Origin of the sequence: Pseudomonas sp. NIBRBAC000502773 (assembly GCF_006517195.1) — a bacterium.
Lineage (GTDB): Bacteria > Pseudomonadota > Gammaproteobacteria > Pseudomonadales > Pseudomonadaceae > Aquipseudomonas > Aquipseudomonas marginalis.
Genome location: NZ_CP041189.1, coordinates 5,183,142 through 5,207,851, shown reverse-complemented (window position 1 = coordinate 5,207,851; position 24,710 = coordinate 5,183,142). Strand labels below are relative to the sequence as shown.

The window sequence follows — 24,710 nt, the reverse complement described above, 5'->3', positions numbered from 1 at the left end:
TGCCCCGCCAAGGCGGAACCGGGAAGCTGGGAGGGTCATTCACCGTACGGAGAGTACCCGCCTTGGATTGGCCCACCCTGCTTACCCGCGAACGCCTTGGAAAACCCCTGCACAGCCCGGAAGAACTCGGCCGCAGCCCGTTTCACAAAGACCATGACCGCATTATCTTCTCCGGCGCGTTTCGCCGCCTGGGCCGTAAGACCCAAGTGCACCCGGTGTCCAGCAACGACCATATCCATACACGCCTGACCCACTCCCTGGAAGTCAGTTGCGTAGGCCGCTCCCTCGGCATGCGCGTGGGCGAAACCCTGCGCAGCGCCCTGCCCGACTGGTGCGACCCGAGCGACCTGGGCATGGTGGTGCAATCGGCCTGCCTGGCCCATGACATCGGCAACCCGCCGTTCGGGCATTCCGGCGAAGACGCCATCCGCCACTGGTTCCAGCAGGCAGCGGGGCGCGGCTGGCTGGACGACATGAGCAGCGCCGAGCGCAATGACTTCCTCAACTTCGAAGGCAATGCCCAAGGGTTCCGGGTACTGACCCAACTGGAATACCACCAGTTCGACGGCGGCACGCGCCTGACCTACGCGACCTTGGGCACGTACCTCAAGTACCCCTGGACCGCCCGCCACGCCGACTCCCTGGGTTACAAGAAACACAAGTTCGGCTGCTACCAGAGCGAACTGCCGATCCTCGAACAGATCGCCGGCAAGCTCGGCCTGCCGCAACTCGAGGAACAACGCTGGGCTCGCCATCCACTGGTCTATCTGATGGAGGCAGCAGACGACATCTGCTACGCCTTGATCGACCTGGAGGACGGCCTGGAAATGGACCTGCTGGAGTACACCGAAGTCGAGTCACTGCTGCTCGACCTGGTGGGCGACGACCTGCCGCAGACCTACCGGCAACTGGGCGCCCAGGACTCGCGCCGACGCAAGCTGGCGATCCTGCGCGGCAAGGCCATCGAGCACTTGACCAACGCCGCGGCGCGCGCCTTCGTCGAACAACAGGATGCCTTGCTTGCCGGCACCCTGCCCGGAGACCTGGTGGAACACATGCACGGCCCCGCCAAACGCTGCGTGCTGGATGCCAAGGACATGGCGCGCAAGAAAATATTCCAGGACAAGCGCAAGACCCTGCACGAGATCGGTGCCTACACCACCCTGGAAATCCTGTTGAACGCCTTTTGCGGCGCGGCCCTGGAGCAGCATGGCGGACGCACGCCATCGTTCAAGAACCGGCGCATTCTCGACCTTCTGGGCAACAACGCGCCGGACCCTGCGTGGCCGCTGCACAGGTCGTTCCTGCGGATGATCGACTTCATCGCCGGCATGACCGACAGCTATGCCACCGAGATGGCACGGGAGATGACCGGGCGCTCCAGCCCTCAATAACCTGGCTGATCACGCCGCCTGTTTACTGAACAGAATCTGCCTACGATGGGAACAGAGCGGCCTGATCGAATTCGCACAAGCACCCGAAGAATAATCGCGCACGCTCCGGGCAGGTCTGGCGAACAGTTCCTACGTGCCCCCTATCGACGCTTGACTCACCGTGTGCCTTCTATGCCCCGTTACCCCCTTCGGATCCTGTTGGTGGAGGACCATCCCTTTCAACTGCTCGCCACCCAATGCCTGCTGAGGAGCTTCGGCTTCGAGCACCTGGTCCCGGCCGAAAACGCCGAAGAGGCAATCCGTTTGATGACCCAGGCCGAAGCGCCCTTCGACATCATCCTCTGTGACCAGTGCCTGCCCGACCTGCCTGGGCTTGAATTGATTGAAATCGCCAGTCGCCAAGGCTTTATCAAGACCGCCATCTTGCTCAGCGGACTTCCCGAGGCAGAACTTTCAGCGTTGCAAACCCAAGCCCACAAACGTGGCCTGCCATTACTCGGTTACTTACCAAAGCCGTTGAATAAAGATGAGCTGGCACGTTTGACCCATACATTACTCACGTTATAAATGTAGGACTTTAAACAAATTGATCGGTCAGAAAATTCGCGCACAACAACCGTAAAGTCCCTGCCACGCTCCTTCAGCCCGCGCCTCTGCGGAGCATTGGCCTTTCGCGTTACGACTCCTTAGAGACGGGTAGGCTTTTACCTTTTTTAATGTAGGAACTTTCCTGTTTTATACCTGTTGCCACCCAAGTTCATGCTTACCCATCGGCTTCTGAGCTAATGTGCCCGCTTTATTTGTACCTGCATGGAATATGATCATGAACACAGTTTTTATTATTGATGACCATCCCGTTATAAGACTGGCCATACGAATGTTGCTGGAGCACGAAGAAAACTTCAAAGTAGTCGGCGAAACGGATAACGGATGCGACGCCATACAAATGGTCCGCGAATGCATGCCGGACCTGATCATCCTCGACATCAGCATTCCAAAACTCGATGGCCTGGAAGTGCTGTGCCGATTCAACGCCATGAACGCTTCGATGAAAACCCTGGTTCTGACGGCTCAATCCCCCACCCTGTTTGCCACGCGCTGCATGCGTTCGGGGGCCGATGGCTACGTGTGCAAGGAAGGTGACCTGAGCGAGCTGATGAGCGCCATCCGCGCCGTACTGTCCGGTTACAACTACTTCCCCAGCCAGGCCTTGACCCCCTGCGATGAAAGCGGAAAGGAACTTGAACTGTTCAAGGCCGTAAATGATCGCGAGTTGATGGTATTGCAACTTTTCGCACAGGGCCGCACCAATAAGGAAATAGCTAAAGGTATGTTCCTGAGCAACAAAACAGTAAGCACATATAAAAAGAGGCTGATGCAAAAACTTCAAGCCAAGTCCTTGGTAGAACTTATCGAGATGGCAAAACGAAACGCGCTAGTGTGAGAAACCGGATGCCCAGGCGTATAAAGGACTATTTGATTATATTGAGTGCCGGTTTGTGCTTCAGCACCGCCGTGCCTGCAACCCCTCCAGCGAGCCCGGAGCATTTCAACCTATTGAGTCGCGCGAGCTCCGTGCAGTTGGAACCCTACCTGAACAAGGCCCAACGCCAATGGCTCCAGAACAAACGCGAACTGGTACTGGGCGCAGCGTCTCCTGACTACCCGCCCTTTGACCTCACCTCCAGTGGGCGTGACTATGAGGGGCTCACCGCCGACTACGCCGGCCTGCTGGCAATGGCGCTGGACGTGCCGGTAAAAGTGTTGCGCTACTCCTCCCGAGAGGCCGCCATTCGTGCCCTCGAAGCAGGGGAAATCGATTTACTGGGTTCCTCCAACAGCTTTGAAGCGGCAAATCCCAACCTGACGTTGTCAGAACCGTACGCCGTGGACCGGCCGGTATTGGTGACCCGCGAAGGTGAAACCCGCAGCCTGAATGATGGGCTGGCCGGCATGCGCCTGGCATTGGTCTATCACTATCTGCCACTGCACGAAGTGGAAAAGCTATACCCCAAGGCAATCATCCGTGCCTACCCTTCTTATCAAAACGCCTTGAATGCCGTGGCTTTCGACCAGGCAGACGTCTTTCTCGGCGATACCATTTCCACCCACTACATGATCAACAAGGGTTACCTGAAAAACATCCGCATGGCGAATTTCGGCAAACATGAAGCCTATGGATTCAGCTTTGCAATGCCCCAGGCCCAGCAGACACTGTTGAGCATCGTCGACGCCGTGCTGAGGGCCGTGCCCACTGCCGAACGGGAAACGATTGCCAAACGCTGGAGTGCCGGCAGCGACATCCTCCTGACCGACCAAAAGTTGCAACTGAGCCTTCGCGAAGAACGTTGGCTGAGGGAAAACCCGGTCGTCAAAGTGATCGTGAACCCCACCTTTGCGCCGCTGACCTTCTTCGACGCCGATGGCAATTTCCGCGGCATTACGGCCGACCTGCTGGAACTGATTCGCCTGCGCACCGGGTTGCGCTTCGAGATTCAGCGCGGGCGTGATGTGAACACCATGATCGAGCACGTTGAAACCGGCAAAGCGGACATCGTCGGAGCAATCATCCCCAGCGTCGAGCGAGAAGCCCAACTGAACTTCAGTCGTCCCTACCTGGAAAACTCCTACGTGATGCTGACACGCAAGGACGGCCAGGCCCCCACAGGCCTTGAGGAAATGGAGGGCAAGCGCCTGGCGATCACGCAAGGCAGCCCGCTGAAAAAATTCCTGCGTGAGCACTTCCCAAAGATTCAGCTGGTAGATACCGGCGACACGTTCAAGTCAGCCGAACTGCTGGTACAAGGCCATGTAGAGGGCGCGGTGAATACCCTGGTGGTCGCCAATTACTTCCTGTCCTCGCAGATACTCCAGGACAAGATCCAAATCAGCTTCAGTATTGGCACGATGCCGGCTACCTTCGGACTGGCGACATCACGCAGCGCCACCGAACTCAGCTCGATTCTCGACAAGGCGTTGCTCAGCATCGCCCCGGACGAACTCGGCGTGATCAACAGTCGTTGGCGCGGCTATACCGCCGCCTCGGACAGTTACTGGCGCGACTATCACCAACTGATTGCGCGCATCGTCATCGGGACCGGCCTCCTGCTGCTGATTTCCCTGAGCTGGAACGCGTACATGCGCCGCCAGATCAAGCACCGGAAAATGGCCGAGCGCGCCCTCAATGATCAGTTCGAGTTCATGCGCGCCCTGGTCAACGAAACCCCGCACCCGATCTACGTACGTGACAACAAGGGGCTGCTGCAGACCTGCAACGACAGCTACCTGCAGGCGTTCGACGTCAAGCGCGAGGACGTGATAGGTAAAAGCGCGGTCCAGATCAGCACAGCCCTCGCCGTCGAGGCGGCGCAATACCATGCCGACTATCGGCGCGTGGTGGCCGAGGGCAACCCGCTGATCCTGGACCGCACCCTGCATATTCGCGGAAAAAAACTGACGATCTACCACTGGATCCTGCCGTACCGCGACTCCGTCGGTGAAGTTCAGGGCATCATCGGTGGCTGGATCGATATCAGTGAACGACGCCAGTTGTTCGACGAACTCCGCACCGCCAAGGAACGGGCCGACGAGGCCAATCGGGCCAAAAGCACATTCCTCGCCACCATGAGCCACGAAATCCGCACGCCGATGAACGCGGTGATCGGCATGCTCGAGCTGACCCTCAAACGGGCGGACCAGGGCCACCTCGACCGCCCGGCCATTGAGGTTGCCTACAACTCGGCCAAGGATCTGCTGGAGCTTATCGGCGACATCCTGGACATCGCGCGGATTGAATCCGGTCGCCTCAGCCTGGCACCGGAACGCGTCAACCTGAGGGAGGTGATCGAGTCGGTGGTGCGTGTCTTCGACGGCCTGGCACGCCAGAAAACCCTTAGCCTGCTGCTGGAGTTCACGCCTGATCTGGAACACACCGAAGTGCTGATCGACCCGCTGCGCTTCAAGCAGGTGCTGTCCAACCTGATCAGCAACGCCATCAAATTCACTGAACGTGGCCAGGTAAAGATCAAGGTGGAAGTATCAGCCACCGAACTGCCGCAGCAGGTCGAGATGAAACTGGTGGTGGAGGACACCGGCATCGGTATCAGCCGGGACGACCAGATGCGCCTGTTCGAACCCTTTGCCCAGGCGGACAACTCAGGACAGCTGGCCAGGAGCGGTGCGGGCCTCGGGCTGGTGATCTGTCGCAGCCTGTGCGCGATGATGGGCGGGCAACTGAGCCTGAGCAGCGTGCCCATGGTGGGCACCCAGGTGCATGTAAGCCTGAAAATGAATCGCCTGCAGGCGCTGCAGGTGGCCGAAGAGCTCAAGCCCGCCGCAACCTCGAACGTGCCGGTGCTCAATGTGCTGGTGGTGGACGATCATCCGGCGAATCGCCTGTTGATGTGCCAGCAGCTCGGCTACCTGGGTCATCAATACACCGCCGCCCAGAACGGCGCCTCCGGCTTCCAGGCCTGGCGCCAGGAGCGCTTCGACCTGGTGATCGCCGATTGCAACATGCCGATCATGAATGGCTACGAGCTGAGTCGTTCGATACGCGAATACGAGGAACGCGAACAGCTGACACCTTGCGTGGTACTGGGTTTTACTGCCAATGCCCAGCCCGAAGAGAAACAACGCTGTGCGCAGGCAGGCATGGATGACTGCCTGTTCAAACCCATCAACCTTACGGCGCTGGAGCGGCAATTGGCGAAGATCAGTCCTCAACCCAGCGGCATGACCCTGGACATCGGCAACTTCGAGGCCCTTACCGGTGGCGATCCGCACATGAGCCGCCTCTTGCTGGAAGAGTTGCTGAGCAGCAGTCGCCAGGATCGCCAGGAGCTGGTCGCACTGATCGCAGCGCAGGCCTTGCCCGAAGAGATCATCGAACAGGCTCACAAGATCAAGGGGGCCGCGCGCATCGTTCAAGCCTCTGCGCTGGCCTCACAATGCGAAGCCGTCGAACAGGCCTGTGCCCGGGGTGATGATCAGCCCCTGATCGAGGCAGGTGTAAAGTCCCTGGAGAAGCTGATGCTGGAGTTGGAGAGGATGCTGCAAGTGCGGCTTGAGGAACTGGATGGCTGATCAGGGGCGGGTCGCGCCCCCTATTTCGATCAGCAGTCGGTCAAGCGCAGGAAAATCGCCGCCAGCTGTTCGATACCCGCCTGATCCTGAGGGGTAAAGCGGGCCAACGACGGGCTATCGAGGTCAAGGACACCTATCAATTTGGCGTCCTTGACCAGTGGCACCACCAATTCGCTGTTGGAGGCGCTATCACAGGCGATATGCCCGGGGAACGCGTGCACATCGTCTACTCGCTGGGTTTGCCGCGAGGCCGCGGCCGCGCCGCACACCCCACGGCCGAACGGAATACGCACACAGGCGATCTGCCCCTGGAACGGGCCAAGCACCAGCTCTTCATTGCGGTTGAGGTAAAAGCCCGCCCAGTTCAGGTCATCCAGCTGGCTGAACAGGAAAGCCGAAAACTGGGCGCTGTTGGCGATGAAATCACGCTCATCGGCCAGCAGCGACTCCAGTTGGGCACTCAGCAGGGCATAGCCACCGAGGCCGGTGCCGGCTTGTTGTAAATCGATCATGGTTGACGCTCCAGCAATTTGAGACCCACCCAGTAACGGGCGAATTGATACGCGCAACGACCGTTGCGGTTGCCGCGCCCGGTAGCCCAGCGCACGGCGAGAATGTCGAGGTCCTCATCGCGCTGCCACTGCAAACCCGCCTTGTTCGCCAGCTCACCGATCCAGTGCTCGACCACGTCCAGGAAATGTTCCTGGGTGAACGGGTAGAACGACAGCCACAAGCCAAAGCGGTCGGACAAGGCAATCTTGTCTTCCACCGCCTCGCTCGGGTGCAACTCACCGTCCACGCGCTTCCAGTTATCGTTGTCGCTCTGGTTTTCCGGCACCAGGTGGCGGCGGTTGGACGTGGCATACAGCAGCACGTTTTCAGGGGCCTGTTCCAGGGAACCATCCAGCACGCTCTTGAGCACCCGGTAGTCGCCCTCGCCGGCCTCGAATGACAAGTCGTCGCAGAACAGGATGAAACGTTGCGGCAACTTGAGCAATTGTTCAACCACACGCGGCAGGTCGGCCAAGTGGTCACGCTCGATTTCGATAAGGCGCAGACCGGCCTTGGCGTGTTGGGCGAGCAAAGCGCGCACCATGGACGATTTACCGGTGCCCCGCGACCCCCACAGCAACGCATGATTGGCAGGCAGGCCATCCAGGAACTGCTGGGTGTTGCGCGCCAGGGTTTCACGTTGCTTGTCCACGCCGATCAGGTCGGACAAGCGCATGTCCAGGCTCACGTCCAGCGGCAGCAGGAAGCCACTGCGGCCCTCACGCTGCCAGCGGGCCGCCAGGCACTGGTTCCAGTCGATGGTTTGGCGCGGCGCGGGCAACAAGGGTTCCAGGCGAGCGAGCACGGCATCGGCTCGCTCCAGAAAGGCACTCAATCGAGAATCCATGATTATTCCTCTGGCAAGTTTTTGCAAAAGATGGCGTATTGGCAACCCTGCGACAGACCGCTTGGGGCTGCGTAAAAACCGATTCATGCCGGGCAGGCCTGGGCGTGTGGATGTTCAGCTATGCTTGCCGGGCGAAGGGAAACGTGAAGTGGTTCAACACTCAATGGATATCAAGTTCGCCCACCGCTTGTCTTATAAACAAGCCAGATTGACGGTGCTGGTCGGTTTCGTCTTGGGAACCTTGCTCAGCCTGATCCAAATCGGCATTGATTATGCCAGCGAAGACGCATCCATCAACCGCGAAATACGTTCGCTGATCGAAATCAGCCATAACCCCGCGTCACGTATCGCCTACAACATCGATGCCGAACTGGCCCAGGAACTGACCCTGGGCCTGCTGCACTCCCCCGCCATCATTCGCGCGCAGTTGATCGATAACAACGGCGTGGTGCTGGCCGATGTCGACCGACCACGCAAGGAAAGCACCTACCGGCCTATCAGTGACTTCATGTTTGGCGCCAACCGCCAGTTCGAAGACCAACTGTTCCTGAGCCACATGCCCGACGAGTCACTTGGCGTACTGCGCCTGGACGTCGACACCTACGCCTTTGGCAGCCGGTTCCTGCGCCGCGCCGAGATCACCCTGCTCAACGGGTTCGCACGCAGCCTGTTGTTGACCGGGATTTTGCTGGGCCTGTTCTACGTCATGCTGACCCAACCGCTGGTGCGCATTATTCGTGAGCTGAGCACCCGCAAGCAGGCACGCCTGGACTGCCCGCCGGGGCATGAGCACGATGAAATCGGGGTGTTGGTGGACGTCGCCAACCAGCAATTCGAAAACATGGAAACCGAAATCCAGCAGCGCCGCCACGCCGAGGATCGGCTGACCGAATACCTGGGGCAACTGGAACATATCGTGTCCGCGCGCACCCTTGAACTCAAGGCCAGCAACCAGCGGCTGACCCAGTCCAACGATGAGCTGGAAGCCGCCAAGATGCATGCATTGGGCATGGCCCAGGCCCGGGCGGCCTTCCTGGCGAACATGAGCCACGAAATCCGCACCCCGCTCAACGGCCTGCTGGGCATGATCGCACTGTCGCTGGACAGCCCGTTGAACGCCGAACAACGCCAGCAACTGTCTATCGCCCATGACTCCGGCAAAGTGCTGGTGGAACTGCTCAACGATATTCTCGACCTGTCCAAGTTCGACGCCGGCCAGTTGGAGCTGGAGCGCATCCCGTTCGACCTCGGCGCACTGGTGGAAGACACCGCCAACCTGTTATCGCAGAACGCCGCACCGAGCGTGGAACTGAGCTGCCTGATCGACCCGCAGTTCCCGGCCCTGGTGCTGGGTGACCCGACCCGTGTGCGGCAGATTGTCAGCAACTTGCTCTCCAACGCCTTGAAGTTCACCCGCTTTGGTCGGGTTGATGTGCGCCTGGGTACCCACGACGGCGGTGTACGCATTGAAGTCTGCGATACCGGCATCGGCATTGCGCAGGAAGCCCAAGTGAAAATCTTCCAACCGTTCACCCAGGCCGGCGCCGGCATCACTCGCCAGTATGGCGGGACGGGCCTGGGCCTGGCACTGACGCACAACCTGTGCGAAGCGATGAAGGGGCGCTTGAGTATCAGCTCGGAAGTGGGCTTTGGCAGCCAGTTCTGTGCAGACCTGCCACTGCCCGCCCATTTGCCCGCGGTCCAGCCAGCGCCTCTCAAAGGCGAGGTCATCGCCATCACCAACGCCGGCAGCGGCCTGACAGAGTTGCTCACGACCCTGCTGCCCTGCTGGGGACTGTCCCTGCGCTGTTTCACCATGGATGACGATTTGAGCGGGCAAACCCCCGATCTGCTAATTACCGACTGCCCGGAATGCCTGTTCCGCATACGGCCGGGCATTACCGCGCCCATCCTGCTGGTGACCGCCTATGGCAACTTCATGCCCAGCGAAGAAGTGGCGGCACTGGCGCCGTTGCACCAACAGGCACGCCCCTTGAGCCGCAACGCGCTGTACCAGATCCTGCAACGTAACTTACGCACCGACGCGCACCTGGTGCTTGACCCCGTCCAGCTGGATGCCGCACCGCTCGCACACCGGGCGCGCATCCTGCTGGTGGAGGACAACCCGGTCAACCAACTGGTGGCCAAGGGCATGCTCAGCAAACTGGGCTGCGAAGTGATCGTGGCCGCCCACGGTGGCGAAGCGCTCAAGCTTCTTGAAGAACAGCGCTTCGATATGGTGCTGATGGACTGCAACATGCCGGTGATGGATGGCTATGAGGCCAGCCGGCAGATTCGGCGCAGCGGGCGCTGGCCGGACCTGCCGATTGTAGCGTTGACCGCCAACGCTTTGTCCGAAGAACGCGAGCGCTGCCGTGCGGCGGGGATGAATGACTACCTGGCCAAGCCGTTCCGCCGCGAAGAACTCAATGCCCTGCTGGACTTGTGGGTGCCTGGGACGACAAGTCTTTAAGTTGCACAAGCAACTGGTCGAGACCATCGCGCAAGGCATCGGCTTGATTCAGGTCGATGCCGCGATCACACAGCAGGCGGGTTTTCAGGCCATGGGCCTGGTCCCGCAGTTGTACACCGGCCTCGCTCAGGCTCAAGTGCACTTCACGCTCATCCCTGGCACTGCGCCGACGCGCCACTAACTCAAGCTGTTCAAGGCGCTTGAGCAGCGGCGTCAGCGTGCCCGAGTCGAGCATCAGGCGCTCCCCCAGGGCCTTGACCGTCGGCTGCAGCGCAGGCGTGGCGTGCCACTCCCACAACACCAGCATCACCACATATTGCGGGTAGGTCAGACCCAACTGGTCGAGCATCGGCTTATAGGCACGGGTGACAGCGCGTGACGCAGCGTAGAGCTTGAAACACAGCTGGTTGTCCAGGGCCAGGGACACACTGGGCAAGTCGGTCATTTGAGCAAGGCTTCGATCTCTTGGGTCAAGTCCTGCGGCTTGGTGGCAGGACCGAAGCGCTTGACCACCTGGCCGTCGCGGCCGATGAGGAACTTGGTGAAGTTCCACTTGATGCCCTTGGACCCCAGCAGCCCCGGCGCCTGTTTTTTCAGTTGCACGAACAGTGGATGGGCATCGCTGCCATTGACGTCGATCTTCTTGAACAACGGGAAGCTGACACCGAAGTTCAGCTCGCAGAATTCGGAAATCGCACCTTCGTCACCGGGCTCCTGCTTGCCGAACTGATTGCAAGGAAAGCCCAATACCACCAGGCCCTGGTCCTTGTACTGCTGCCAGAGTTGCTCCAGGCCCTTGTACTGCGGAGTGAAGCCGCATTTGCTGGCGGTGTTGACCACGAGGACGGCCTTGCCGGCGAAATCGGCCAAGGTCTTTTGCTCACCCTTGATGGTGGTGCAAGGGATGCTCAGCAGGTTGTTGCTCATGGCAGTGCCTCGATAAGGGAGAAAGAGGATGAAACATAGTAGGCAATTCAATTGTGTGCAATTTAATTGACCGCACTGATGACACCTCATCAACACTCTGTAGGAGCGAGCTTGCTCGCGAAAAACTCAAGGACACCGGGCTGAACCAGAATGCCCGTGTAATCGTTGACGACTTTCGCGAGCAAGCTCGCTCCTACAGGGGCCCGCCGTCAGTCGAGTTAACGGGGTACAAGGTCCAGGCACACCGAGTTGATGCAATAGCGCAGGCCAGTGGGCGGCGGGCCGTCCGGGAACACATGGCCCAGATGCGCATCGCATTTGGCGCAGGTGACTTCAGTGCGGATCATGCCGTGGCTGACATCACGGATCTCGATCATTGCGCTGTCGGCGATCGGCGCGTAGAAACTCGGCCAGCCACAGCCGGAATCAAACTTGGTGGTCGAATCGAACAATGGCGCATTACAGCAGATGCAGTGATACACGCCATCGGTCCGGGTCTCATTGTACTTGCCGCTGAAAGGACGCTCGGTGCCCTTGAGACGGCATACGTTGTACTGCTCCGGATCGAGCATTGCCTTCCATTCTTCAACGGTTTTCTGCAACTTTTCCATCGGTACACCTCGGCAACTGAAAAAGCCTGATCTGTATCTTTTCCATGGATCAGGCGGCACGTATGATTGCGCCTCTTCAAAACGCCAGTCTGGCACCCGCGCTACCGGCATTCAAACGTATTTATGGGTGCGGGCCTCGCAGCATTCACAGTACGGTAGTGCCCACACCGTCTGGATCGTTCATTTTCAGGATCACATCGCCATGCAGGTCAGCAAATCGAACAAGCTCGCCAACGTCTGCTACGACATTCGCGGCCCGGTGCTCAAGCACGCCAAGCGCCTGGAAGAGGAAGGCCATCGCATCCTCAAGCTGCACATCGGCAACCCGGCGCCCTTTGGTTTCGAAGCGCCGGATGAAATCCTCCAGGATGTGATCCGCAACCTGCCCACCGCCCAGGGCTACAGCGACTCCAAAGGCCTGTTCAGCGCGCGCAAGGCCGTGATGCAGTACTACCAGCAGAAGCAGGTCGAAGGCGTCGGCATCGAAGACATCTACCTGGGTAATGGCGTGTCCGAGCTGATCGTGATGTCCATGCAGGCCCTGCTCAACAACGGCGACGAAGTGCTGGTGCCGGCACCGGACTACCCACTGTGGACCGCCGCCGTGACCCTGGCCGGCGGCCACCCGGTGCACTACCTGTGCGACGAGGGCGCCGACTGGTTCCCGGACCTGGCCGACATCAAGGCCAAGATCACGCCGAACACCAAGGCCCTGGTGATCATCAACCCGAACAACCCCACCGGCGCCGTGTATTCCAGGGAAGTGCTGCTGGGCATGCTCGAGTTGGCACGCCAGCACAACCTGGTGGTGTTCTCCGACGAGATCTACGACAAGATCCTCTACGACGATGCGGTGCATATCTGCACCGCTTCCCTGGCGCCGGACCTGCTGTGCCTGACCTTCAACGGCCTGTCCAAGTCCTACCGCGTAGCGGGCTTCCGCTCCGGCTGGATCGCGATTTCCGGGCCCAAACACAATGCCCAGAGCTACATCGAAGGCATCGACATGCTGGCCAACATGCGCCTGTGCGCCAACGTGCCGAGCCAGCACGCAATCCAGACCGCCCTCGGTGGCTACCAGAGCATCAATGACCTGGTCCTGCCCCAGGGCCGTCTGCTGGAACAGCGCAACCGCACCTGGGAGCTGCTCAATGCAATCCCGGGCGTGAGCTGCGTCAAGCCCATGGGCGCGCTGTACGCCTTCCCGAGGATCGACCCGAAGGTCTGCCCGATCCTCAACGACGAGAAGTTCGTGCTCGACCTGCTGCTCTCGGAAAAGCTGCTGGTGGTCCAGGGCACGGCGTTCAACTGGCCGTGGCCGGATCACTTCCGAGTGGTGACCCTGCCGCGCGTGGATGACCTGGACATGGCCATTGGCCGTATCGGCAACTTCCTCAAGTCCTATCGCCAGTAACCGGCATGGCGCTGTACGACCGGCATTCGGTCGTACAGCGATTATCTGGCAACACTTCTCTGGCTATACACTTTCCCCGTACTGCACTTGCGTTTCTACATCCATAAGCCCCTGTAGTTATGGGGCCGCAAGACAAAAAGTGGCTTTTCACGGGTAGTATTCATCATCGGAAAATCCCTTCAAGGCTCTACATTCAGGCTGTAGGACACAGTTTGAAATAGTCGCTCGGTTGAATCACCCCAAGCCGCACCTTATATACCCCGCAGTACGCGACATATTAAGCATGAGGAGAACTCTACAACCATGATGCGCATCCTGCTGTTCTTGGCTACCAACCTGGCGGTCGTGCTGATTGCCAGCATCACCCTGAGCCTTTTCGGCTTCAACGGGTTCATGGCGGCCAACGGGGTTGATCTGAACCTCAATCAGCTGCTGATTTTCTGTGCGGTCTTTGGTTTTGCCGGTTCGCTGTTCTCGCTGTTCATCTCCAAGTGGATGGCGAAGATGAGCACCAGCACCCAGGTCATCACTCAACCACGCACCCGCCATGAACAATGGCTGATGCAGACCGTGGAGCAGTTGTCTCAGGAAGCAGGTATAAAAATGCCCGAGGTCGGGATTTTCCCTGCTTACGAGGCCAACGCCTTTGCAACGGGCTGGAACAAGAACGACGCCCTTGTGGCGGTCAGCCAAGGGCTGCTCGAGCGATTCTCTCCCGATGAGGTGAAGGCGGTCCTCGCACACGAGATCGGCCACGTAGCCAACGGCGACATGATTACCCTTGCGCTGGTGCAGGGCGTGGTGAACACCTTCGTGATGTTCTTTGCGCGGATCATCGGCAACTTTGTCGACAAGGTGATCTTCAAGAACGAAGGCGGCCGCGGGATCGCCTACTTCGTAGCGACCATCTTTGCCGAAGTGGTACTGGGTTTCCTGGCCAGCGCGATTGTGATGTGGTTCTCGCGCAAACGAGAGTTCCGCGCAGACGAAGCCGGCGCGCGCCTGGCTGGCACGAGTGCAATGATCAGTGCACTGCAGCGCCTGCGCTCCGAACAGGGCCTGCCGGTGCATATGCCCGACAGCCTGACCGCCTTTGGCATCAACGGTGGTGTCAAGCAGGGCCTGGCTCGCATGTTCATGAGCCACCCGCCGCTGGAAGAGCGTATCGACGCGCTGCGTCGTCGGGGCTGATACCCGGTAATGCAAAAGGGGCGATTGGATCGCCCCTTTTTTTGTGCGCGGGTTTTACAGCTTGGTGAGCCGATACACGCGCTCTTCGAGGCGCGCGACTCCGTCCTGCAAGAACTTCCAGCTCTCACCCAGGATATCCTGGGCTTCGAGCACCTCCAGGCTCCAATGCAAACCCAGCAGCACCTTCACCTCGTCATCCGGCACCGCAAAGGGCGGGCCGGCTTTTTGCGTCTGGTCGTAGTCCAGGGTGATCAGCAGCCCCTGGCAGCCTGGCCGCAGCAGGCTATTCAACTGCTCGGCGTACTGCGCACGCATCAACGGCGGCAGGGCGATTAGTGCGGCACGGTCGTAAAGCGCAGCGCAGTCAGCCAGTGCCCCGGCGTCCAAGGCAAAGAAATCGCCGCACCATATTTCGATCAAATCAGCCTGGTACACCTTGAACACGCCGTGCCGAGTGATGCGCGGCGTCAGGTTCTGCTCGCTGAAAAAGGTTTCCACCGCCTGTTCCGACAGTTCAACGCCGAGCACGTGATAGCCGTTGCTGGCCAGCCACATCAGGTCCAGGCTTTTACCACACAGCGGCACCAGCACCTTGGCGCCCTGGGCAAGGCCCAGCGCAGGCCAATACCGCAACAGGTAAGGATTGACCTTGGGCAGGTGAAAGCCGATCTGATTGCGCGCCCAGCGCTCCTGCCAAAATTTGGGCTCCATGGAATCACCTCCGAAAATTCGATCAAAAAACGCTAAAACTTATATTAGATTTAGATCAATGATCTGATTGAAGATGGGCCCATGTTAACCCTCAGGACCTTCCTTATGTTGCCCAGCCTGTTTATCTCCCACGGATCGCCCATGCTTGCCCTGCAGCCCGGCGCCAGCGGCCCCGCCCTGCAGCGCCTGGCCGCTGAACTGCCGCGGCCGAAGGCAATTGTGGTGGTGTCGGCACATTGGGAAAGCCAGGAACTGCTGGTCAGCGGCAGCGCTGCGCCCGAGACCTGGCACGACTTCGGCGGTTTCCCCCGCGAGCTGTTCGCCGTGCAGTACCCAGCACCGGGCGACCCGCAATTGGCCGGCGAAATTGTCGAACTGCTTCATGCCGACGGCTTGAATGCGCGGACCGATGAGCGCCGCCCTTTTGACCATGGCACCTGGGTGCCGCTCTCGCTGATGTACCCGGCAGCGGATATCCCAGTGGTGCAAGTCTCCTTGCCCAGTCACATGGGCCCTGCCCTGCAAACCCGCGTCGGGCATGCCTTGGCCGGCTTGCGCGAACAGGGCGTGCTGTTGATCGGCTCCGGCAGCATCACCCATAACCTGGGCGAGCTGAACTGGCAGGCCGGACCTGAGCGTATCGAACCCTGGGCACGCGAATTCCGCGACTGGGTGGTGGAGACACTCGCCGCCAACGACGAGGCGGCCTTGCATGATTACCGTCGCCAGGCGCCCCACGCCGTGCGCAGCCATCCCAGCGATGAACATTTGTTGCCGCTGTACTTTGCCCGCGGCGCCGGGGGTGACTTCAGCGTTGCACACCAGGGGTTCACCATGGGCGCGCTGGGCATGGACATCTACCGCTTCGGTTAACAGCGGACAAAAAAAATCCCCGAACCAATCGGGGATTTTTTATGTGCGATCAATCAGCCCGAGGGCGGATCAATCTTCGCGGTAGCGACGCAGCTTCAATTGCTTGCCGGCAACGCGGGTGTCTTTCAGCTTGGCCAGCAGTTTTTCCAGACCGTCTTCCGGCAGCTCCACCAGGGAGAAGCTGTCACGGACCTGGATGCGACCGATGGCTTCACGTGCCAGGCCACCCTCGTTGAGGATAGCGCCCAGCAGGTTCTTGGCAGCGATACCATCCCGCGCGCCCAGCGCGGTACGGCAACGGGCACGGCCTTCAGCCAATGGAACCGGAGCGCGACGCTCACGGTCACCACGGTCCGGACGGTCGCCGGTACGTTCTGGACGATCACCGCGTGGCGCGTTGTTCGGCACCAGTGGGCGCTCTTTCTCGATGGCTGCCAGGGTCAGGGCCTGACCGTTGGTAGCCTTGCGCAGCAGGGCTGCAGCCAGGGCACGCGGGGTGCAGCCGATATCGGCGGTCAGGCGGTCCAGCAGGTCGCCGTGGGTCGATTCAGCGTCAGCCACCAGGGGCGACAGGCTGTTGGTCAGTTTCTTGATGCGGGCATCGAGAACGGCCTGGGCATCCGGCAGGCGTACTTCGGCAACTTTCTGACCGGTTACACGCTCGATCACTTGCAGCATGCGGCGCTCACGTGGCGTCACCAGCAGCAGTGCACGACCTTCGCGACCGGCACGGCCGGTACGGCCGATACGGTGAACGTAGGATTCCGGATCGTAAGGCATGTCAACGTTGAACACGTGGGTGATACGCGGAACGTCGAGACCACGAGCCGCTACGTCGGTCGCCACAACGATGTCCAGACGGCCATCCTTGAGGGAGTCGATCACGCGCTCACGTTGGTTCTGGGCGATGTCACCGTTCAGCGCAGCGGCTTTGTAGCCTTTGGCTTCCAGGGCACTGGCCAAGTCCAGGGTCGCTTGCTTGGTACGCACGAACATGATCAGGGCGTCGAAGTCTTCGACTTCCAGCAGGCTCAATACTGCCGAGGTCTTCTGGTCAGCGTGAACCAACAGGTGAGCCTGTTCGATCGCGGTAACGGTCTGAGTCTTGGTCTGGATCTTCACGTGTTGCGGATCGCGCAGATGGCGTTCGGCAATGGCACGGATCGACTGTGGCAGGGTAGCCGAGAACAGGACGGTCTGACGGGTCGGTGGCAGTGCCTTGAAGATGACTTCCAGGTCATCCATAAAGCCCAGCTTCAACATTTCGTCGGCTTCGTCCAGAACCAGGTGGTTCACGGTCGACAGGACTTTCTCGTCGCGACGCAGGTGGTCGCACAGACGGCCCGGGGTGGCCACGACGATCTGGGCGCCATTACGGATGGCCTTCAGTTGCGGGCCCATCGGCGCGCCGCCGTAGACGGCAACAACGGTAACGCCTGGCATTTGCTTGGCGTAGGTTTCAAAAGCGGTTGCTACTTGCAGCGCCAACTCACGCGTTGGCGCCAGGATCAGGGCTTGCGGCTCGCGCTTGGCAGGATCGATGCAGTGCAGGATAGGCAGGGCGAACGCGGCGGTTTTACCGGTACCGGTTTGCGCCTGGCCAATCATGTCCTGGCCGGCCATGATGATCGGGATCGATTGCTGCTGAATCGCCGAAGGTTCTTCGTAGCCGGTCGCGATGACGGCGGCGAGAATGTTCGGGTTAAGATTAAAAGCGGCGAAGCCGCCGGTTTCCTGGGTCATGGGTCTGCCTCTAAGTGCATCCGCAAAGACCCATGCTCCAAAGCTGCGCATGCCGTGTTGAGACTCAAGAGTCGCCCTGGCTGCTTTGTCGGCGGGGATTTGCGAAAACGAATGAATGAAAAAGATTCGTCAAGGGAGAGTCCGCTGTGCGGACGTGCAGCCGAAGCTGACTTCGGGGAATTGCGCTACCTAAACGCGGCCCGGTTAAAGGCCGGCGCGCACTATACCGGAAATACCTGAAAAAGGGAGCTTTTTTTATCGCCAGGCGCCGATAAACCGCGCTGCATCACAGTCTTTGCAGATAAGCGCGGCAGGGTCTATTTTTCAAAGGCCCGGCCCTGCTGGTCATAACGCTTAAACGGTTCACCTTGCATCGAGACCCTTTGGTCTGAAACCCTTCATTGCGCCCGAGGGCACCCCCGATGAATCAAGCCAGCAGCAGCCGCGTCAGCCGTGAACTCCAGGGCCATGTCCTGCTGTTGGGCCTGGATCGGGTCGCCAAGCGCAACGCCTTTGACCTGGACTTGCTCAATGAACTGAGCCTGGCTTATGGCGAATTTGATCGAAATGACGAAGCACGGGTGGCCGTAGTATTTGCCCACGGCGACCACTTCACCGCCGGCCTGGACCTGGCCAATGTCAGCGCCGTGATGGCTGGAGGCTGGCAACCGCCCCTGGGCGGTTGCGATCCCTGGGGCGTTTTCGCCGGCCCCAGGGTCAGCAAACCGGTGATCGTCGCGGCCCAGGGCTACTGCCTGACCATCGGTATCGAGTTGATGCTCGCGGCGGATATCAACCTGTGCGCGAGCAATACCCGCTTTGCGCAGATGGAAGTGCAACGTGGGATTTTTCCGTTTGGAGGCGCGACATTGCGCTTTCATCAGATCGCCGGCTGGGGCAACGCCATGCGCTGGCTGCTCACCGGCGATGAGTTCGACGCCCATGAAGCCCTGCGCCTGGGCCTGGTGCAGGAAGTCATGGCCAGTGAAGACCTGCTGCCCCGCGCCATCGAACTCGCCAGCCGCATCGCGCGCCAGGCGCCGCTTGGCGTCCAGGCCACCTTGATGTCGGCCCGCCTGGCACACATGGAAGGCGAAACCGTTGCCGCCGCCGCGCTGCCGCCGATGGTGGATAAATTGCTGAACAGCGAGGATGCCAAGGAAGGCGTGCGGGCGATGGTCGAGAAGCGGCCGGGGGTGTTCAAGGGCATTTGAGTTGGCAGCACCGACGCCATCGGGGGCAAGCCCCCTCCCACATTTGGAACTCATTTCAAATGTGGGAGGGGCGGTGTGACGATTCGACTTGCCTTCGATGGCGTCGGCACAGGCGCCTACGTCGCCGGACGAATCGCCTTGATCAACGGCTGCAACGAATAGCCCAGACGCGGCGCCAACAACTCAGCTCGAGTAGAAAGCGCATCCAGATCCAGCGCCTGGTCCAGCTCCGAAGGCACCAACAGGATCACATTGCCCTCCTTCACCGGCAGTTCCCAATAATGCCGGTGGTACAAACCACGCAGCAACGCCGCGCCCAAGGGTTTGCCATCATCGGTCGCCCACTGGTTGATCACCAGCCAACCGCCGGGGTTGAGTTTCTTCTGGCAGTTTTCCAGGAAGGTCCAGGCCAGGTGTCCGACGCCGGGACCGACATCCGTGTAGAGGTCGACGAAAATCAGGTCCGCCGATTCAGCGCTCTCCAACAATTCCAAGGCGTCGCCGATGCGGATATACAGGCGCGGATCATCATCCAGCCCCAGGTATTCGATGGCCAGGCGCGGCACATCGGGGCGCAGCTCGATGGCTTCGACATCCTCCAGCGGCAGGAACTTAAGGCACGCCTGGGTCAAGGTGCCAGCTCCCAGGCCGAGGAACAGTGCGCTCTCCGGCTGCTCATGGCACAACGCGCCGATCAGCATCGCGCGGGTGTAGTCGTACTCCAGCCAGCTCGGGTCAGCGGTGAACACGCAGCTTTGCTCGATGGCGTCGCCAAACTCGAGAAACCGGTAATCGGCCACCTCGAGCACACGAATCATGCCGAAATCATCATGGACTTCGGCCAGCAGGCGCTCGACACGCTCCTCGCTCATCACTACTCCTAAAGGGTCTACCCCACGGCAAAGGCGCGATTGTCGGCCAACCGGCGGCAACAGGTCACGCACTAATTGCTGATAACATTGGCGCCCGACCGTCAACCACCCAATCGAGTTCATGATGAGCCAACCCTGGAGCCCCGACAGCTGGCGCGCCCTGCCAATCCAGCAACAACCCCAGTACCCGGACGCCGCGCACTTGTTGCAAGTGGAGCAGAGCCTGGCCAGCTATCCGCCGCTGGTGTTTGCCGGGGAAGCCCGCGAGTTGCGCCGTCAGTTTGCCGAGGTGACCCAGGGTCGCGCGTTCCTGCTGCAAGGTGGCGACTGCGCCGAGAGCTTTGCCGAATTCTCCGCCGCAAAAATCCGCGACACCTTCAAGGTGCTGCTGCAGATGGCCATCGTGATGACCTTCGCTGCTGGCTGCCCGGTGGTGAAAGTCGGGCGCATGGCCGGCCAGTTCGCCAAGCCGCGCTCGGCCAACGATGAGACCCTCGACGGCATCACCCTGCCCGCCTACCGTGGCGACATCGTCAACGGCATCGGTTTCGACGAAAAAAGCCGCGTGCCGGACCCGGACCGCCTGCTGCAGTCCTACCACCAGTCCACCGCCACCCTCAACCTGCTGCGCGCCTTTGCCCAGGGCGGTTTTGCCGACCTGCACCAGGTGCACAAGTGGAACCTGGACTTTATCGCCAACTCCGCCCTGGCGGAAAAATACAGCCAGTTGGCCGACCGCATCGACGAAACCCTGGCCTTCATGCGCGCCTGCGGCATGGACAGCTCGCCGCAGTTGCGCGAAACCAGCTTTTTCACCGCCCATGAAGCGCTGCTGCTCAACTACGAACAAGCCTTCGTGCGCCGCGACAGCCTGACTAACGACTACTACGACTGCTCGGCCCACATGCTGTGGATCGGCGACCGCACCCGTCAGTTGGATGGCGCCCATGTCGAATTCCTGCGCGGGGTGAACAACCCGATCGGCGTCAAAGTCGGCCCGAGCATGAACCCCGATGACCTGATCCGCCTGATCGACATCCTCAACCCCGACAACGACCCCGGCCGCCTCAACCTGATCGCGCGCATGGGCGCAGGCAAAGTCGGCGACCACCTGCCCAACCTGATTCGCGCGGTGCAGCGCGAAGGCAAGCAGGTGCTGTGGAGCTCCGACCCGATGCACGGCAACACCATCAAGGCCAGCAGCGGCTACAAGACCCGCGACTTTGCGCAGATCCTCGGCGAGGTCAAGGAGTTCTTCCAGGTACACCAGGCCGAGGGCACCTATGCCGGCGGGATTCATATCGAGATGACCGGGCAGAACGTCACCGAGTGCATCGGCGGCGCGCGGCCAATTACCGAAGATGGCTTGTCGGACCGCTACCACACCCACTGCGACCCACGGATGAACGCCGATCAGTCGCTGGAGTTGGCGTTCCTGATTGCCGAGACGTTGAAGCAGGTCAAACGCTAGCAGACGTTTGGAAAATAGGGCTTGTAGTGGCAAGCCCGCTCGCCACGAAAGTACCTTCCTCCTACACGTGCAGCATGGCTAACCGCAACCGGTCGGCACTCGGCCGCTGGCAATTGAGCTGCACCTGTTCCAGACCCAGCCAGTCGGCCATTTGCCGCAGGTTCAGGGCCAGCGCCTGCATCCCCTCATCATCCAGCCCCGGCTCCTCTTCGTGCACCCCATGCACGGCCAGGCGCCCGTTGGCGCGTTCGGCCCGCAGGTCGATACGTGCAGCGATGCGCTCGTTGTGCAAAAACGGCAGCACGTAGTAGCCGTACACCCGTTTGTGTTGCGGGGTGTAGATCTCCAGGCGGTAGCGGAAATCGAACAGGCGCTCGGTGCGGCTACGCTCCCAGACCAGCGAGTCGAAGGGCGACAGCAGTGCGCTGGCCGACACCTTGCGTGGCACTTTGGGCTCGGGCAGGCAGTATGCTGCCTGCTTCCAGCCTTGCACCTGGCACACCTGCAATTGCCCGTCCTCGACCAACTCCGCCAGGCGACTGCGACTGTCGGCGGGGTCAAGGCGGAAGTAGTCGCGCAGGTCTTTTTCGGTGCCTACACCCAGGGCGATGGCGCTGTGCAGCAACAGGCCACGCTGGGCCTCGGCCTCGGTCAATGGCGTCTGCTGGAGGATGTCAGCCGGGATGACGCGCTCGGGCAAGTCATACAGCCTCTCGAAACCACGCCTGCCGGCAACGGTCACCAGGCCGGCGGCGAACAGCCACTCCAGCGCATGCTTTTCATCGCTCCAGTCCCACCAGGGTCCGGCTCGCTCTTCGCGGGTAGACAAACTGCCCGCGCCCAGCGCGCCCTGCTGTTCGACAGTCTGCAAAACGCGCTGGATCTTGGCCTGTTGCTCACGACCGAAGCGCGCCATCTGCGAATAAATGCCCCGTCCCTGCTGCGCCCGCTCCATACGCCAACGCATCAAGGGATACAACGCCATCGGCAGCAACGAGGCCTCGTGCCCCCAGTACTCGAACAGCGAACGCCGCCGGCCCTGGCTCCAGGCCGCCTGTTCAAGCATCAACGGCGAGTAACCGCCCAGGCGGGAAAACAGCGGCAAGTAATGAGAGCGCACCAGCGCATTGACCGAGTCAATCTGCAACACGCCCAAGCGCTCGATCACGCGGTTGATGTGCACAGCTTTTATCAGTACGGGCGCCTGGCGCCCGGAAAATCCCTGGGCCGCCAGCGCCATGCGCCGAGCTTGCTTGAGGGAAAAAGACAGGTCGGCGGCCATGAGGTTCTCCATGTGGGCTCGCCAACCACCCTACTGCATCCGGGGTCATTTTCGCAGCGGGTCTTGCCAGAAATGCAGATGGCGATCCTGCTCAACGTCGCCGCGATTGAGCCCGATGTCCTTGAGCGCATCATCGCTCAAGCTGGCCAGGACCTGACGCTCCCCATGCAGCGCCTGCCAACGGGCAATCCTGTGAAACAGCCCGGAAAACGGACGTTTTGCCATCAACACAAAGCCTCTTTGACCTTTCATCTTCTCGCCCTCCAATGGGGATGACGCGAGTGTGAGCCTGGCCTTATGATCAATCCAACGAATGTTTCTTATGCAATACATCTCGGAGATTGATCAATTGTCCGACTACCCGAGCATCGACACTGAAGTGCTGCGCACCTTCGTCGCCATCGCCGACCAGGGCGGTTTCACCCGCGCCGGTGAACGGGTCAACCGCACCCAATCGGCGGTGAGCATGCAGATGAAGCGCCTGGAAGAAGACGTGCTGCAGCGCAAACTGTTCGAGCGCGATGGCCGGCAAGTGCGGCTTACCCCCGAGGGCCAAGTGCTGCTGGGCTACGCGCGGCGCATCCTGAAATTGCACAGCGAAGTGTTCAACACCCTGCGCGAGCCGCATATGGTGGGGCTGGTACGCATCGGTACACCGGATGACTACGTGATGCGCTTCCTGCCGGGGATTCTCCAGCGGTTTTCCAAGGCATACCCGCTGATCCAGATTGAGATGCACTGCGAGGCGTCCACGGTGCTGATGCAGCGCCGGGACCTGGCCCTGACCGTGATCAGCCGAGAGCCCGGGAATGATGTCGGGGAACTGTTGCGTTCCGAACGCATGGTATGGGCCGCAGCACCGTGCTTTTGCGTAGACGAGCACGACGCCCTGCCCCTCGCGATTTCCGGTGCTGACTGCCTTTACACCCAGTGGGCCCTGGGGGCACTGGATTCGGTCGAGCGCAGTTATCGCCTCGCCTATCACAGCACCAATGGGGCGGCGATCCAGGCAGTCGTCAGCGCAGGCTTGGCGGCCATGGTCAGCATGGAAAGCCTGGTGACTGCAGACCTGCGCATACTCGGCAGCGAGGAAGGGTTACCGCCCTTGCCGTCAATGAACCTGCGTTTGCTGCGTAACCCCCTGATGGCCTCACCGATCACCGATTGCCTGGCCGAGTACATCCTCGAAGGCTTCAGACTTTAAAGGTCAGCATTACCGCACACAGCACCAGGAAGCCGCAGAACAGGCCGCGCAACAGCCTTTCCGGCAGGGCGTGGGCGACTTTCACGCCCCAACTGATACTGAGCAGGCCACCGACGGCCAGGGGGATGCCGATCAGCCAGTCCACTTCGTGGTGCCAGGCATAGGTGACCAGGGTCACCCCGGTACTGGGCAGGGCCAAGGCCAGGGACAAGCCCTGGGCGACCACCTGGGTGGTGCCGAACACACTGGTGAGTACCGGCGTGGCCACCACCGCGCCACCCACCCCAAACAAACCGCCCATGGAACCGGACGCCGCGCCCAATACGCCAAGCCAGGGCCAGGAATAACGCATGTGTGCCGTCGGCGGTGCATTGCGTGTGAACATGCGCAGCAGGTTGTAAGCCGAAAGCGTCAGCAGGAACACGATAAAGCCGATGCGCATGGCGCCTGCGTCCAGCCCCACGGCCCAGATCGAGCCGAGCCAGGCAAAGCTGAAGCCCATGATGCCCAACGGCAGGGCGTGGCGCAGTTCGATGCGATTACGCTGGTGGTAACGCCACAGGGCCAGCATCACGTTCGGCACCACCATCACCAGCGCCGTGCCTTGGGCAAGTTGTTGGTCCAGGCCGAACCATACGCCGAGTACCGGGATCGCAATCAGCCCACCGCCAATACCAAACAGGCCACCCACCGTGCCGAGGGCCACGCCCAATACCAGATACACCGCTAAATCCAACACCGCTCGCTACTCCACATTCCCAGGCCCTGCATGCTACGCAGTCGACCCTGGCGCGGAAACGCACAGCAACGCACAATGGCTATGCCAATCTCGCATAAGCGCGCATC

The 24,710-nt window shown here is 60.6% G+C and carries 22 protein-coding genes; 11 read left to right on the top strand and 11 right to left on the bottom strand.

The annotated features are described in order from the left end of the window. Window positions 1–62 precede the first annotated feature (62 nt). From NIBR502773_RS24135 to NIBR502773_RS24120, 4 genes are all read left to right on the top strand, one after another. Window positions 63–1,394 (top strand): deoxyguanosinetriphosphate triphosphohydrolase, encoded by a 1,332-nt coding sequence (locus tag NIBR502773_RS24135; protein ID WP_141157128.1) that lies wholly within the window; start codon window positions 63–65, stop codon window positions 1,392–1,394. Between the two features lie 171 nt (window positions 1,395–1,565). Continuing rightward, a complete protein-coding gene (locus tag NIBR502773_RS24130) occupies window positions 1,566–1,961 on the top strand; it encodes a response regulator (RefSeq protein WP_141157127.1) in 396 nt (131 codons plus the stop codon). A gap of 256 nt (window positions 1,962–2,217) precedes the next feature. Further along, window positions 2,218–2,838: a response regulator transcription factor gene (locus NIBR502773_RS24125; protein ID WP_065939963.1), complete on the top strand. Its 621-nt coding sequence runs from the start codon at window positions 2,218–2,220 to the stop codon at window positions 2,836–2,838. 8 nt (window positions 2,839–2,846) lie between these two features. Next, window positions 2,847–6,479 (top strand): transporter substrate-binding domain-containing protein, encoded by a 3,633-nt coding sequence (locus NIBR502773_RS24120; protein WP_141157126.1) that lies wholly within the window; start codon window positions 2,847–2,849, stop codon window positions 6,477–6,479. 29 nt (window positions 6,480–6,508) lie between these two features. Here NIBR502773_RS24120 and NIBR502773_RS24115 read toward each other — a convergent pair whose 3' ends face one another. Together NIBR502773_RS24115 and NIBR502773_RS24110 are read right to left on the bottom strand one after the other, a co-directional pair. Next, complete coding sequence (locus tag NIBR502773_RS24115; protein WP_115488079.1) at window positions 6,509–6,991, bottom strand: GAF domain-containing protein; 483 nt, start codon at window positions 6,989–6,991, stop codon at window positions 6,509–6,511. Further along, window positions 6,988–7,878, bottom strand: coding sequence for an ATP-binding protein (locus tag NIBR502773_RS24110; protein ID WP_027607006.1), 891 nt, complete (start codon window positions 7,876–7,878; stop codon window positions 6,988–6,990). Before NIBR502773_RS24110 ends, NIBR502773_RS24115 begins: the two co-directional genes overlap by 4 nt. Before the next feature lie 163 nt (window positions 7,879–8,041). Here NIBR502773_RS24110 and NIBR502773_RS24105 point away from each other — a divergent pair, with 163 nt between their 5' ends. Beyond that, the gene (locus tag NIBR502773_RS24105; protein ID WP_141157125.1) at window positions 8,042–10,351 is read left to right on the top strand and encodes a response regulator; all 2,310 of its coding nucleotides are present in this window, start codon (window positions 8,042–8,044) and stop codon (window positions 10,349–10,351) included. Here the strand turns inward: NIBR502773_RS24105 and NIBR502773_RS24100 are convergent. From NIBR502773_RS24100 to msrB, 3 genes are all read right to left on the bottom strand, one after another. Continuing rightward, window positions 10,305–10,796 carry a MarR family winged helix-turn-helix transcriptional regulator gene (locus NIBR502773_RS24100; RefSeq protein ID WP_141157124.1) on the bottom strand — a complete coding sequence of 164 codons (492 nt, stop codon included), beginning with the start codon at window positions 10,794–10,796 and terminating at the stop codon, window positions 10,305–10,307. The genes NIBR502773_RS24105 and NIBR502773_RS24100 overlap by 47 nt on opposite strands. Next, complete coding sequence (locus tag NIBR502773_RS24095) at window positions 10,793–11,278, bottom strand: glutathione peroxidase (RefSeq protein ID WP_027607003.1); 486 nt, start codon at window positions 11,276–11,278, stop codon at window positions 10,793–10,795. The genes NIBR502773_RS24100 and NIBR502773_RS24095 overlap by 4 nt, the downstream gene beginning before the upstream one ends. Window positions 11,279–11,496: 218 nt before the next feature. After that, window positions 11,497–11,889, bottom strand: coding sequence for a peptide-methionine (R)-S-oxide reductase MsrB (msrB, locus tag NIBR502773_RS24090; protein WP_065939967.1), 393 nt, complete (start codon window positions 11,887–11,889; stop codon window positions 11,497–11,499). A gap of 202 nt (window positions 11,890–12,091) precedes the next feature. On the opposite strand from msrB, the gene NIBR502773_RS24085 reads away from it, so the two are divergent. Continuing rightward, window positions 12,092–13,303: a pyridoxal phosphate-dependent aminotransferase gene (locus NIBR502773_RS24085; RefSeq protein ID WP_141157123.1), complete on the top strand. Its 1,212-nt coding sequence runs from the start codon at window positions 12,092–12,094 to the stop codon at window positions 13,301–13,303. Window positions 13,304–13,606: 303 nt separating this feature from the next. Then, window positions 13,607–14,494 (top strand): protease HtpX, encoded by an 888-nt coding sequence (htpX, locus tag NIBR502773_RS24080; protein WP_065939969.1) that lies wholly within the window; start codon window positions 13,607–13,609, stop codon window positions 14,492–14,494. 54 nt (window positions 14,495–14,548) lie between these two features. Here htpX and NIBR502773_RS24075 read toward each other — a convergent pair whose 3' ends face one another. Continuing rightward, window positions 14,549–15,205, bottom strand: a complete 657-nt coding sequence (locus tag NIBR502773_RS24075; protein ID WP_141157122.1) for a thiopurine S-methyltransferase — start codon at window positions 15,203–15,205, stop codon at window positions 14,549–14,551. A 105-nt stretch (window positions 15,206–15,310) separates the two neighbouring features. On the opposite strand from NIBR502773_RS24075, the gene NIBR502773_RS24070 reads away from it, so the two are divergent. Continuing rightward, a complete protein-coding gene (locus tag NIBR502773_RS24070) occupies window positions 15,311–16,078 on the top strand; it encodes a class III extradiol ring-cleavage dioxygenase (protein WP_141157121.1) in 768 nt (255 codons plus the stop codon). Window positions 16,079–16,147: 69 nt separating this feature from the next. Here NIBR502773_RS24070 and NIBR502773_RS24065 read toward each other — a convergent pair whose 3' ends face one another. After that, the gene (locus NIBR502773_RS24065; RefSeq protein ID WP_017136163.1) at window positions 16,148–17,821 is read right to left on the bottom strand and encodes a DEAD/DEAH box helicase; all 1,674 of its coding nucleotides are present in this window, start codon (window positions 17,819–17,821) and stop codon (window positions 16,148–16,150) included. A gap of 422 nt (window positions 17,822–18,243) precedes the next feature. Here NIBR502773_RS24065 and NIBR502773_RS24055 point away from each other — a divergent pair, with 422 nt between their 5' ends. After that, window positions 18,244–19,035, top strand: coding sequence for a crotonase/enoyl-CoA hydratase family protein (locus NIBR502773_RS24055; protein WP_065924442.1), 792 nt, complete (start codon window positions 18,244–18,246; stop codon window positions 19,033–19,035). Window positions 19,036–19,151: 116 nt separating this feature from the next. Here NIBR502773_RS24055 and NIBR502773_RS24050 read toward each other — a convergent pair whose 3' ends face one another. Continuing rightward, window positions 19,152–19,907: a spermidine synthase gene (locus tag NIBR502773_RS24050; protein WP_065939972.1), complete on the bottom strand. Its 756-nt coding sequence runs from the start codon at window positions 19,905–19,907 to the stop codon at window positions 19,152–19,154. 124 nt (window positions 19,908–20,031) lie between these two features. On the opposite strand from NIBR502773_RS24050, the gene NIBR502773_RS24045 reads away from it, so the two are divergent. Next, window positions 20,032–21,378, top strand: a complete 1,347-nt coding sequence (locus NIBR502773_RS24045) for a class II 3-deoxy-7-phosphoheptulonate synthase (protein WP_115488074.1) — start codon at window positions 20,032–20,034, stop codon at window positions 21,376–21,378. A gap of 61 nt (window positions 21,379–21,439) precedes the next feature. On the opposite strand, the gene NIBR502773_RS24040 is transcribed toward NIBR502773_RS24045, so the two are convergent. Further along, entirely contained in the window at window positions 21,440–22,660 is a 1,221-nt protein-coding gene (locus NIBR502773_RS24040) for a winged helix-turn-helix domain-containing protein (RefSeq protein ID WP_141157120.1), read from the bottom strand. A 45-nt stretch (window positions 22,661–22,705) separates the two neighbouring features. After that, window positions 22,706–22,912 carry a DUF1127 domain-containing protein gene (locus NIBR502773_RS24035; RefSeq protein WP_065924439.1) on the bottom strand — a complete coding sequence of 69 codons (207 nt, stop codon included), beginning with the start codon at window positions 22,910–22,912 and terminating at the stop codon, window positions 22,706–22,708. 70 nt (window positions 22,913–22,982) lie between these two features. Between NIBR502773_RS24035 and NIBR502773_RS24030 the strand changes: the two genes are divergently transcribed. Further along, on the top strand, window positions 22,983–23,864 hold the full coding sequence (locus tag NIBR502773_RS24030; RefSeq protein WP_043293698.1) for a LysR family transcriptional regulator: 882 nt from the start codon (window positions 22,983–22,985) through the stop codon (window positions 23,862–23,864). On the opposite strand, the gene NIBR502773_RS24025 is transcribed toward NIBR502773_RS24030, so the two are convergent. Then, window positions 23,854–24,603: a sulfite exporter TauE/SafE family protein gene (locus NIBR502773_RS24025; RefSeq protein WP_027606990.1), complete on the bottom strand. Its 750-nt coding sequence runs from the start codon at window positions 24,601–24,603 to the stop codon at window positions 23,854–23,856. The two genes, NIBR502773_RS24030 and NIBR502773_RS24025, sit on opposite strands and share 11 nt — an antisense overlap. Between the last annotated feature and the right edge of the window lie 107 nt (window positions 24,604–24,710).